10 protein-coding genes and 1 riboswitch are annotated in these 12,278 nt (G+C 42.2%); of the genes, 4 read left to right on the top strand and 6 right to left on the bottom strand.

All coding sequences use genetic code 11. The annotated features are described in order from the left end of the window. Window positions 1-14: 14 nt before the first annotated feature. Entirely contained in the window at window positions 15-2,093 is a 2,079-nt protein-coding gene (locus tag H6F41_RS09045; RefSeq protein ID WP_190403154.1) for a DUF3769 domain-containing protein, read from the bottom strand. A 152-nt stretch (window positions 2,094-2,245) separates the two neighbouring features. Beyond that, window positions 2,246-3,400, bottom strand: a complete 1,155-nt coding sequence (dnaN, locus tag H6F41_RS09050) for a DNA polymerase III subunit beta (protein ID WP_190403155.1) — start codon at window positions 3,398-3,400, stop codon at window positions 2,246-2,248. 1,218 nt (window positions 3,401-4,618) lie between these two features. On the opposite strand from dnaN, the gene psb32 reads away from it, so the two are divergent. Further along, complete coding sequence (gene psb32, locus H6F41_RS09055; RefSeq protein WP_190403156.1) at window positions 4,619-5,353, top strand: photosystem II repair protein Psb32; 735 nt, start codon at window positions 4,619-4,621, stop codon at window positions 5,351-5,353. Between the two features lie 44 nt (window positions 5,354-5,397). On the opposite strand, the gene H6F41_RS09060 is transcribed toward psb32, so the two are convergent. Both H6F41_RS09060 and H6F41_RS09065 read right to left on the bottom strand, forming a co-directional pair. After that, a complete protein-coding gene (locus H6F41_RS09060; RefSeq protein ID WP_190403157.1) occupies window positions 5,398-7,818 on the bottom strand; it encodes a hypothetical protein in 2,421 nt (806 codons plus the stop codon). A gap of 151 nt (window positions 7,819-7,969) precedes the next feature. Beyond that, window positions 7,970-8,461 carry a DUF4079 domain-containing protein gene (locus tag H6F41_RS09065; RefSeq protein ID WP_190403158.1) on the bottom strand — a complete coding sequence of 164 codons (492 nt, stop codon included), beginning with the start codon at window positions 8,459-8,461 and terminating at the stop codon, window positions 7,970-7,972. Between the two features lie 263 nt (window positions 8,462-8,724). Here H6F41_RS09065 and H6F41_RS09070 point away from each other — a divergent pair, with 263 nt between their 5' ends. From H6F41_RS09070 to H6F41_RS09080, 3 genes are all read left to right on the top strand, one after another. Further along, window positions 8,725-9,534 (top strand): prohibitin family protein, encoded by an 810-nt coding sequence (locus H6F41_RS09070; protein ID WP_190403159.1) that lies wholly within the window; start codon window positions 8,725-8,727, stop codon window positions 9,532-9,534. Window positions 9,535-9,608: 74 nt separating this feature from the next. Beyond that, a riboswitch (cobalamin riboswitch) is annotated at window positions 9,609-9,757 on the top strand. Between the two features lie 27 nt (window positions 9,758-9,784). Further along, window positions 9,785-10,234 carry a hypothetical protein gene (locus tag H6F41_RS09075; RefSeq protein ID WP_190403160.1) on the top strand — a complete coding sequence of 150 codons (450 nt, stop codon included), beginning with the start codon at window positions 9,785-9,787 and terminating at the stop codon, window positions 10,232-10,234. Between the two features lie 225 nt (window positions 10,235-10,459). After that, window positions 10,460-11,308 (top strand): SAM-dependent methyltransferase, encoded by an 849-nt coding sequence (locus tag H6F41_RS09080; RefSeq protein ID WP_190403161.1) that lies wholly within the window; start codon window positions 10,460-10,462, stop codon window positions 11,306-11,308. Between the two features lie 158 nt (window positions 11,309-11,466). On the opposite strand, the gene H6F41_RS09085 is transcribed toward H6F41_RS09080, so the two are convergent. Further along, window positions 11,467-11,676 (bottom strand): chlorophyll a/b-binding protein, encoded by a 210-nt coding sequence (locus H6F41_RS09085; protein WP_190403162.1) that lies wholly within the window; start codon window positions 11,674-11,676, stop codon window positions 11,467-11,469. A gap of 146 nt (window positions 11,677-11,822) precedes the next feature. Further along, window positions 11,823-12,254 (bottom strand): cupin domain-containing protein, encoded by a 432-nt coding sequence (locus H6F41_RS09090; RefSeq protein WP_190403163.1) that lies wholly within the window; start codon window positions 12,252-12,254, stop codon window positions 11,823-11,825. Window positions 12,255-12,278 lie beyond the last annotated feature (24 nt).

Here is a 12,278-nt window from a genome sequence, read left to right on the forward strand (position 1 = left end):
TTTGTGATTTTTGACTAATTACGCTGTTCGACACCATTTTGAACATTAGTAACATTGGCAGGGGGACGAGTCCAATTAAAATCACTAATTCGCAGTAAAAACTCTCCCAAACCTTGAGTCGGGTTATAGCGAATCACCACCGCATAGGTGCGGCGGATATATTCCAAAGAATAGACAGAATCAAACAAATTCCCAGTATCCAAATTCCAACTTTGTTGAATTCCCACCCGCACTGGCCCATAGATTTGCTGGACAATACCTGCGGTCAGAGATCTCGTATCGGCAACTCGATCAAAGAGAAAAGGAGATTTACCAAGGGCAAAAGCTTGGGTATAGATGAGATTTAAGCCTGTGTAGTCCAAGAAGTCCTTGGCAAAATTACCGAGTTCTGCTGTCAAACCAACAGTTCCATACAATACCGCTTGGTTTGCACCATTGGAATATAAAGAATTAACCCCTTGTGCCGAAACAAAAGCATCGATTTTTGGCACGATCGGTTTCGGCGAATATCTTAAACCTGTCTCCCTTTCCGCAGGGGCAGGTTCACCACGAAATAGTGGAAAAGCACGGCTCAATGTTGCTGCACTTTGCAAACGGAGTAATGACCCCACAGAGCTAGGTTCTCGATCAGTCCGAATTGATTCTACTAACTGAGCGGCAATTTGATAGTTCAGAGATATTTGCGAGTCGCCCAAAGTAAAGGTTGGCGAGATTAAGGTTGATCCCAGTAAATTATTGACATCTTGAAAGCCTAGTGAACCATTAAAAACGCGATCGCGAAAAGCGTACTGTGACAATAGCGTGTAATTACCAAATACGGGGGTTTGATAAGTAATATTAGCTCTCAACAATGAGTCCAAGCGCGAAAAATTCAAGCCAGATACACTCACCCTTGCCGATAAACTTTGTCCATTATCAAAGGCACTATTGAGGGTAGCAACTAACCCAAAAATATCGAAACCAGAAAATCCATTTTGAGAAGTAAAGGCTCGCTGAATTAGTAACTGCGGTGATAACTGAAAGCTTAAATTGGGTTGGCTAATGACATCAAAACTCTGCTGATAAAACACACCATCGCGATCGGGACGATCAAAACCCAACAGGGCTGGGGCAAAGCGCTGAAAGCGATCAAGGGTAATGCTATTTACTGGTACTGGCAGCGAAAAGCCTTGATCAAAGACAAGGGTTGGGGATTCTAGGTCTAGACGGTTTTGCGTTGGCGAAATTGGCGTTAGTGTCGCTTTACGAGTGATCAGTTCTAGCTCTGGTGGGCTAAATGGATCATTGGTAACTCTCAGGTTTTCCGCAGTCCAAGTATCCCCATCAATAATCAGTCGCTCCGCTACAAAACCAAAGCGACGTACTTGCCCATCGTTAGCATTTGCTGAACCAAACAAAGACACAGTCGTTGAGTTAGAGGCGACTTCCGATGGCGAGCGAGACACTTCAGAGCTATTTAAAGTACCAAGATCAATCGCCCCTGAAGCATTGAGAAATTCACCTTGGATCTTGCCATAGTTATAAACAAGCTTTGAACCAACGATTTTTTGATCACCACGGGTAAAAAATACATTCCCTTCGGCAATTATCTCTTGGGTAGTTGTATCGAGTCGTACCCGATCCGCTTTTAGTTCTGATTTCAGGTATTTGATGACAACATTGCCCTCAGCCACAAATACCTGTGTATTGATGTCATATTCTTGGCGATCGCTTACTACATTGAGTGACTCACCCACCCGTGGCGGCAGACTAGGACGGGGCGGATCATTGGGTTTGGGCTTGGGTAAACTATGGGGCTTAACTGGCCCAACTTGAGCGATGGTTGGCGCAATGGTTGGCGCGATTAACTGCTTAGCGATCGCATTGGGGTCGGGCAGAGACTCTAAAAAAAGCTGTAACTGCGATCGCAAATTTGGCGGCAGTTCTGATGAAGTTGCTGCTCTTAACTGGGTAGATGCAACCTTAGGGGAGAAATTAGGATCATAAACAAGCGCTGGCGGCAGTGCCAACGTTTGGCTAGGTTGCATCTGTTGTACCTCAGCATAGTTGCGGGGTGGCAGATGTGTTGAAGACGGTGGTAAGAGGAATTCCATACGCAACTAAGTCTACAGGATTTTTCTCTGCGATATGGCAATATAAGTCAAAAAAGTTAGGGCGGCAAATAATTAATGTCTCTAACGCTCCTCAAAAAGTAATGAAGTACCGCGCTGAGCGCGGTACTTCATTACTAGCGGCACTATTCCATCTAGTTACGGATTTGCACAGGCATAAGCAAATAAGTCATTTTGGTGGCTCCAATCGGTACAAGCACCGCAGGACTGGTCGGATTATTCATCTGAATTTGAATTTCATTGCTAGGTAATGCCTTCAGACCATCCAACAAATATTTGACATTAAACGCAATTTCCACGTCTTCGCCTGAAATTTGAGCAGGTAAAGATTCACGTCCTGCTGCCACATCAGGAGCTTCTACGGACAGGGAAATTTCTTGACCTGTAGAGTCAATCGAGATTTTGACAATATTATTTTTTTGATCAGCCAAAACCGCAATTCTCTCCAGCGCTGACAAAAATAACTTACGCTCTAGGGTAACTTGACGCTCAAAACGATTGGGAATCAATTGGCGATAGTTGGGATAGGAGCCATCAAGTAAACGGGAAATCAAAATTTGATTAGCGCTCTGGAAAATCATATTGGCGCGGTCAAATTTAACGGCGATCGCACCTTCAGTTTGCTGATTGAGCATCCTTTCTAGCTCCCGCAAAGCCCGTGCGGGAATAGTTACTTCCAGATTTGTAGTCACGGTATCCCCAGTTACAGGCGGTTCATCAGCATCTAAAAAGCCTGTCTGCACCACTGACAGACGATGCCCATCAGTAGCCGCAAACTCTAAACAATCATTGTTTGCCGTCAAATGCACCCCCGTCAGAATTCTCTTAGTTTCGTCAGCAGAGGTGGCAAACAAAGTCGATGACAAGCCACTGAGCATCGATTCAACAGGCAAGTAGGTGGTTTCACCATCTTCGCCAATTTGAGGCAATTCGGGAAACTCCTCCACAGGTAGACCATGCATTTGGTAACGACCTGAACCACAGACAATCGATACCATCGTGTTATCGCGCTCTACACTGATGGTGATGTCTTCATCGGGCAACTTGGAAACGATATCATTGAGCAGTTTAGCAGGCAGCGTAATTGATCCCGCTTCCACAACTTGAGCAGGAAAGGAAACCTGAATCCCCAAATTCAGATCGAAGGCAGTCATACCAAGGCTTTGGCTGGAGCTATCAGCATCAAGGCGAATATTTGCCAAAATCGGGTGGGTGGGACGAGATGCGACCGCACGACCGACAAGGGCAAGGTTAGCAGCAAGTTGGTTTTGAGGGCAGACTAGTCGCATAGTTAAAAGTTAATTAATTGGAACTAATTGTAGACTGAGTTAGAAGCTAGTGAACGGAACATTGAAAGATTAGTTGTCTGTTGCAAAGCAATCCAACAGAAGAAAAAAGCAAACAAGAAATGAATTGACTAAGTTGACAATATCGCAATCAAAAATTCTTTCTGGAAGGTTGGGCTAGATAAAAAAGATTTGAGAAGAGATTTATTGAGCAGGTTTTTCGGAATAGAAATTTCAGGAGTTAATTTTAAAATTGATTTTATTGAAATTTGATGTATTCCAATTTGTCTAAAATTTTTCAGGTTTCCCCAAAATTGATTTTTCAAGTATTGCCCAAAAATGAATTTTTTTAATGAAGTCTTTTAGCCAGAATTTTTTATGAATGACTTTGCTTTGCTTTTCAGTTTGTTTTTTACGATTTGTTTTTCAACTTTGTGGCAACCAATCATAACATCGTTGGAAATTTTTGAACCAAAAAAATCAAAAAATACGAATTTCTATTTTCATTTTTTTTTCGTTCGATCTAATAATTACTATTTAAAGAATAAAAGATCTTGAATAGTAGTAGTAGGGGCTGTGGAAAATGTGGAAAACTCTAAAAAATGTATATTGAATAATGCTTACAGAGATTTTTGCCTGTGGAAAACCCTGTGGAAAAAGTGGCCACTTTTCCACAGGGTATAAATACCTATTAAAAGTTTTCCACATTTTCCACAAAGTTATCCCCAAAAAGTAGCTAGTTATCCACAGGAAGTTAATAGTTATCCACAGGTTTTCCACAGGCAAAAACTCTATATCTGGAGTTATCCACAGGCAAGGTAAATAAAGTTGTCCAAAAAAATCGCCTAAAATTCAGTTGTTGAGCCTTAACAATACTTAGCAATAGTCAAACTAAATGATTTTTATAGGAGTGAAGAAGCTAGAGATTGAGGGCGTTTTTTGATGTTTTAGCTTTGGAGGATTGATGACATTGCGATCGCAAAGCCAAAAAATATAACAAAAATATAAAATTATACCTAAAAAATCTTGCTTATTTGTCGAGATATTTGCCGATAATTGGGATCAATTAGTAAAAAATTTCTGCGTTTCCTTGCTGATTGATATAGTAGTGGGGCAGCCTGAGAATGTTTGGCTTGCTGTAAATACAGATTTAGAATATAGGTTTAATAAGTTGTGATTACAAGTTCTTTACGTCGGTTATGGTGCTATATCCAAGCACTAATGAATAAGTCTATTAGAGAAGTGATTCGTTCCAGTTTAGTCAGTTTGCAATACATTAGTCTGACTGCGATCGCCTTCTTGCTGAGTCTGAATATTGGTACTAGTGCCGTGTGGGCTTTACAGGTATCAGATATTCCTGATTTATCGGAAATCAAGACTCTCAATGCTCAAACTTGGGTGATTGATGATTCGGATGTATTGAGCGCGACTACTAAAAATGCGATCGCAAGTAAAGCCGAAAAGCTTGCAGAATCGACTGGAACAGAAGTTCATGTCGTTGCCATTCGTCGCATTGATCTTGGGCAACCTGCGACAGAGTTTGCATCGGAATTGTTTGATAAATGGTTTCCCTCTGAAGCCGAAAAAGAGAATCAAGTCTTACTATTTATGGCAACAGAAGACCACCGTACTGCAATCCAGACTGGTGCAAAGGTAAAGGAAATCTTGCCTGATAGTATCGCTAGCAGTATTGCCGATGAAACGATGCTATATCCTGCTCGTAAGGCAAATTACAACCAAGCAGTCAATGAGGGAATGGCTCGTTTGGAAACAATTTTAAATGGTAATCCTGACCCTGGAGCGCCACTGTTGGCAGTAGAAGAAACCGAGACTAGCAACTACGCCACCAGAGAGGAAACGGAGGCTAGTTCATCGAATATTGTGGTGATTATTTTATTGATCCTCGCAACTTTGTTGCCCATGGCTACCTATTACTGGTTACAGAGCCAGCCATAGAGATTTTAAATAGAGATTTTCAAAAGTGACACTTTTGAAAATCTCTATGGTTCATCAAAATCGATGTCCTGTGCTAGATTTGGCGGCGTAACTGCGCGAGTGACTCTGACTTTATGGCTCTCTCTTTGAGTATGCGATTCAATCGCAATTGCTTCAAAGGCAACATCAATACTGCTGAGGGGAATAGAGATATTGGTACGAGTTTCAATGAATTCGGCATTAGGTATGGTACTAAAGTCCAGTAGCCATCGAGGGCCATCTACAATCATTCTCGTTTGTAAATCTTTAATCCAGAACTTCACAAAGAATTTGGACTGGAGTGCAGGTAGACGCACGGTTACTGACATGGGCGTACCTGAGATGATTTCACCTGTAGGAACAATGATTTCAGGCACAGGAATTGGTTCTTGATCGGGCAGTACGGGGGAGGATGACTCTTGGACATTGCGAATAGTTTTAGCAGTTTCTGACAAGTTAGAAACTGTCAAGTTTTGACTGGATAAGCCACTAATTGGGAAGGTGTTAGGATCAACAGTCTCTTCCCAGACGTATTCATTGAGCATCAGATCGCTAAGATCTGGCTCAGAACTGAGCAATCGATCAAGTTCTTGATCTAGTTCCACATCTAATTTGGCAAGACTTGTTAATTCCTCTGTATTAATCAGAGCATTGTTATCTGAGTCAATCAGAGGCATATTTAAATTGCTAGCTTGTGCCTCTGCATCCAACAAAGGATCAACAGGAAAAGTATCTAATAATAGTTCTTCCGTGCGCTGGCTAGCTTTTTGGGCGGCGATTGCATCGGCAGATAGGGTTTGCAATTTAGTGAGAAATCGATTGTTACGGGGCGGCTCATTTCCAGTCTGTTTGAAGTTTGGTAAGAGATTATTGCTAGGCTGAGTAATTTCTAAACTGGGTTGCGCTAAAATTTCTTCATAGTTTTGTGGAAGCTCTTCTTCAAAGCTGTACATTAATTCTGGTTCTTCAGAATCTATATCTAAGGACAGTTGAATATTCTGGTCGCTCAGCGTCGAGTCAATTTCTTCCTGTGGAAAACTATCAATTTCTTCCTCGAAATAATTGGAATTTATGGGCGTTGTTTCTGCTGTGACAGCTTTCTTTTGGATCGTCTTTTTTAGTGGTGGTAAGGGAGGTAATGATAAAAATGTTCTAGGTGTTTGAAGCTGTAAATCATCTCCTGACGATGATTTTGGCTTATTTGAGGGTAAGGGAGGCAGGCTAAGTGCAGGTGTTGTTTTTGGTTTGCCCGATCGATTTTCCGTTGGCTCGATGGTGATATTTGTAGCCTGTGGAAAACCCTGTGGAAATTGTGGGAAACTCTCAGAATTGCTAGCTGCATCAATTAATTTTTGCTCTTCTTGAATTTGTTTTTCTTGGGTTTGAACTTCTTTAATTAGTTCTGGTAAAACCCGCGATGCAGGATAGGAAACTGCAATTGCCTGTTGGGTAATGAATAGATCTTGATATTGTTGAAAGTCTTTCTGTGGATGGATTTGCACCTCACCAATCAAAACTTGCACTTCTGATGGTGGTGGGACGATAATTTGATAGTTAAAGGAAATTGTACCTGTGCTGGGATTCCGTTCACCCAAATCTGCGATCGCAAATCGTTTGTTAATAATCACATCAAGGGTTTGTGGATTTTTAAGTGTTACTTCCACTTCTCCCTTAGTATAAATCTCTCCCGTGAGATTGAAGCTGTTATCGGGATTGACGATATATTGAGGTTGATGCAGACGCAATAAAATGCGCGGCTGACGAGATATTTCTTCAGTTTCTAGATTTTGGTAATTATCATCTAATTCATCATTTCCCGAAGAACTTCCATCAGTTAAATTCTCATCTTCGTCTTCTTCCTCAAAGATGGCAAATTCCTCAAACATTGACTGCACAAGTTCTGTCGATCTTTGTTCAGCAATATCCAAAATTGGAGAGCTGTAGGTGACAGTCTTTTGCTCAGGTTGCTCTATTCCTAACGTATTTGTGGCTAGAGTCGGTTCGCTTTCCGCAGAAGTCTCTACGTCTTCTTCAGATTCAGTCTCAATATATTGCCAATCTGAACCAAAATCTGAAGATACGGGAATGACATCAAACTTAACTGTGGCTTTCCATGCAGGGGCGATACTTGCGGATTCACTTCCCGATTCTGTCTCAGATTCGGCAGCCAGACAGTCAATTTGCCATAGCCCTGCGACAAAGTTGGTGTAGGGCATCACGATCACTAGTCCGTCATGGCTGATGCGTTTGACCAGTTTTTGTTGCAAAGGTTGATGCCGCACATCGGCGAGAGGACGATATGCGATCGCAATTCCCACCAGTGCATTTGCCAAAGCAGAGCGTGCCGCAAGTCTATATTGTCCTTCCAAAATCTCGACGGTTGGAGATTCTAGCGGCAACCAAGACTTGTCACCTTTGCGTTGTAGCAAAAACTCCCAGTTTTCCATAGCGGCGATCGCGGGTTGAGGCGGTAAGGTGTGCTTAGTTATGGCAAATACTAACCCATCTAGGCTTGTATAGCAATTATCGCCATGTAGTTAAGAGGCATTTTTGAAAGCGCCACGATGCGGCGCTTTCAAAAAGATTTCTAAAAGAATTTTAGATAGAAAGACCGAGCTTTAGTCCTAGCAAGGCATGGGCAACCAACAGCACCACAATTGCGCTACCCAAATAAGCATGGGCGTTACGCAGGAAGGGCTGATTGCCACCAAAACCAGTGAGGGAAATTGTGCCGTTGATGGCTAACAAGGTCAATACTACGGAGCCTGTAATAAAATGAGGACTTTCGAGCAGTGGTTTGCCTTGCATCACCAAAGAGAGTAAACCGCCTGTATAGCCAGTCGCCAAAAATACTGTCATCAGTGGTGCAACTTTACGATGATCGGCTTTGTTTTTACTAGCAATTTCAGGTTCAGTGGTAGTGCGGCTGCGCCATCCTGAGATTGCCACAAATGATCCCATTGCAAAAATGACAATTGCCATGAAAAATGGGTGCCCCCAATGGGTAACTGGTTCGGGCACACTGAGAGCCTTAAATTGTTCGGCAATAGGCTGGAGCGTTTCAGATAGCTTGGTTGCGAATTCAGTCATAGCTAGAGAATCCCTTGGATAGAATTGAAGGAGAAATTTACTGAGAAATTTAATGTAAAGGGTAACGAAATCTTTACAAATTGTAATGATTGTAGCCTTTTTGATAGCGTGACGTTTAGTCAGTTAGGACAAACCTAAAATCCAAAAGAGTGTTGCTAGCTTTGCGGGCGACTCACGCTTCTGGGCTTTAAGGTTATTTATGCTGAACTACTTAGCTTGGTGATTTTGCTATGATTGAGAATCACAGATTATAGAAAATAGCAATGCAAGACCAAGAAACAAGCTGGCAATCCTTAGTCCTCGTTGCGATCGTCGGCATTCTCGCGGTTATTAGTTTTAATGCTTTCGTCATTATTAATCCCGGTGAAGCTGGCGTATTGAGCGTACTAGGAAAAGCTAAAGATGGCGTATTGCTGGAGGGTGTTCACTTTAAACCGCCTGTGATTTCGCAGGTGGATGTCTATGACTTAACTGTCCAAAAGTTTGAAGTGCCAGCCCAAAGTTCCACCAAGGATCTACAACAACTGACGGCAAGTTTTGCGATTAACTTTCGCCTCGATCCGATTGAAGTCGTAACGATTCGTCGAACTCAAGGCACTTTGCAAAATATTGTTGCCAAAATTATTGCACCGCAAACGCAAGAGTCCTTTAAGGTTGCGGCGGCAAGGCGTACTGTTGAGGAAGCGATTACGAAGCGTGATGAACTCAAATTGGACTTTGACGAAGCCTTGAGCCAACGCCTGAGTAAGTATGGAATTATTGTGCTGGATACAAGTGTTGTCGATTTAAATTTCTCGACGGAGTTCTCTAAGGCAGTAGAAGAGAAACAAATTGCAGAACAACGCGCTCAGAGAGCTGTATATATTGCTAGAGAAGCGGAACAAGAAGCTGAGGCTACGATTAACCGTGCTAAAGGGCAGGCTGAAGCTCAGCGTCTTCTCCGTGAAACCTTGACCTCGGAACTGTTGCAGAAACAAGCGATCGAAAAATGGGATGGTAAGTTTCCACAAGTATTGGGTGGTAATGGTGCAGTTCCATTTCTCAATCTTGATATTGCCAAGCCTCAGAAATGATTAGAGCTAAAAATTAATTAAGCCGCTCGCTACGCAGGCGGCTTAATTAATTTTTAGAAGATAAGAAATGCTATGCTGAAGCACTAGATTTCGGTTTTAGTGGGGAACAGCCACTAAAAGTAATGGGGAAAGTTTGGTGCAAATCCAACACTGTCTCGCAACTGTAGTTTTTTGCTAATTAGCAAAAAAAAGTCAGGATGCCCGCCGAAACACTTCTCAAATCCATAAATCTACATCTACGAGGTAATAGATGACGAAGAAGCTAAAAGATAGCGATTGGCAAGGTAACTTTGGCTATTGGCAAAAGGGTTTTATTCGAGACAATCTGATGCTGATTGGCTATTTTGCATGGCAAGGTTTTTGGCAACAGGGACGTGGGGTATTGCTTTGCGATGTTGATCCTTTAGCAATCGCACCAAGCCGTTTAGCTGTAACTCCATTTCACTCTCGGTTTATTGCATTACAGGATTTGAGTATATTCATGTCTACTTTGTCGAGCGATCAAGAATTGCTCACAGTGTTGTTACAAGCAGTGACCAACTATGTCCCTGAAACCGAAATTGTATTGCTGCTGAAAATGGAACAACATTTGGAAATTAATCTGTTTCAGAATCTGAAGATATTTCCCCCTGACTGTTATGCACAGGTGAGCCGTCGTTGGGAAGAGTTTCAGCCTTGTCTAGAATCCCAAATCAAATAGATTTGCTCTCTTTTAGAAATAAGTAGTTCAGCATAAATAAACTTAAAACCCAGAAACGTGAGTTACCCGCGAAGTGGGCAACTCACGCTCTGATTTTTGGTTTTCATTATGTTTATCTACTTATAACTGTCCCCAGCCTTTCAAAACCAGAAGTAATATTTGTGGTGCAAAGCGCCACAAATATTACCAGATGCCTGTGAACAAAACCTGTACTATAAACTATCTATGAACAATGTAACTCGCTATCAAAATGCTGCTCTCCAATACTATTTGGATCTCACAGGTTCTTCCTATCTTCACTATGGCTATTGGAATCCAATCCCCGCTCCTACCGATGATTTAACGGTCACTAAACTAAGGGCAGCTCAAGAAGCTTACGCTACCCATTTATTGTCTTTTCTTCCCACCGATATTCACACGGTTTTAGATGTGGGATGTGGTAATGGGGGGAATGCAATTACGATGTTAGAACGAGGTTTACAGGTGGAAGGTGTTGCGCCAGATCCATTGCAAAAAGCTAACTTTCTAGAAAAAACTAATCATCGGGCGGTCTTTCACGTCAATACTTTTGAGGAGTTTGTGCAGAACTATCAGAAACTAGCTGCTCCTCCGACCTATGACCTGCTTTTATTTAGCGAAAGTAGTCAATATATGTCGCCAGAGTCGATCGCCGAGGGAGCTTCGCAGATTGTGAAATCTGGTGGCTATCTGTTGCTGTCGGACATGTTACGCAAAGATCCTGAATATCGTGAAGGTATGTTTTCTAACTGTCTGGTGAATGCGGATTTGCACCGCGAAATGGAAAAGAATGGCTTTAAACTCGTTACAACTGATGATATTTCCGCGCACATTGTACCGACTTTAGATATCTGTGTGCAGAGTTTTCAAACCTTTGGCGTATCGACGATGAAATATATTGCCAATCTAATTGCGATCGCAGTTCCGCCTATTTATGCTGTGCTGCGTTATTTCCTTGGAAACTTATTTAAGAAATTGATTACCGAAGGTCTACAGGCTTCAAACTTGTTTCATAAGCATCTTTGCTATGAAATTCAGCTTTGGCAAAAGGTCTAGATAAATTTAACAAATGGCAGCGCATTGCGCCGCCATTTGTGGCTATCTCGCTCGCAGTTAGGATATTGGCAAATTGCCAAAAAAAGCCCTACCTTTTGGTAGGGCTAAATTATCGTTTTTACTTTGTCTTAAAAATTTTGATTGGAAACAGTCATGGGTTAGAAATTACCAAGCCACCAAATCAATCCATGACCTGTCGACACTTCTAGAATTAACAAAGAGACAAAGCCAATCATGGCGAGTCTGCCGTTGAGAAGTTCGGCGTAGGGAGTAAAACCAGCTTTATCGGTATCATCAACATACATCTTTGGTTCGATCGCGTAGTTGTTGAGAATGCCGCGCTCATTGACTGTATAACCGTTTGCCATTGCTTTGTCCTCTTTGTTGTTTCCTTATGTAAAGAAATATAACAAAGTATTTCGAGATGTGAATCTAGCTAAGGGTATGGATGAATGATCGGCTGTGCCTACATAAAGAGGTAGTCAATTAGCTATCGAGTTTGTGAACCGCATCTTTAGTCTTGATTGGGGTCATAAATAATCACATTTTCCTGTTCGTTGGGGTCATTGCGAGAGACGATCGCACGGGCTGGGTGGGTGTCACTGAGGTTATGGGGTTGATGCGGCACACCTGCGGGAATAAATAGAAAATCACCAGCTTCATTAATTACTGATTGTTTTAGCCCTTTGCCATAGCGAGTTTCAACTTTTCCCTCCAACAGATAAATTGCTGTTTCATAGCCATTGTGGCAGTGTGGTTCTGCGGCACTGCCTGCAGGGATGATCACTAGATTCATTGAAATTCCCTTTGCGCCTGCTGTTGTTCCAGAAATGCCGACGAAATATGGTAATCGTTGTACGGTATCGGTTGCTTGAGCTGGTCGGACGGTGATGATTTGGTCGGGACTGGAAACATCACACAATTGCTCGACGTTGGGGTTATTCATAGGAATCAGCATAAATGAGGGATT

This window comes from Pseudanabaena mucicola FACHB-723, assembly GCF_014696385.1.
GTDB lineage: Bacteria > Cyanobacteriota > Cyanobacteriia > Pseudanabaenales > Pseudanabaenaceae > Pseudanabaena.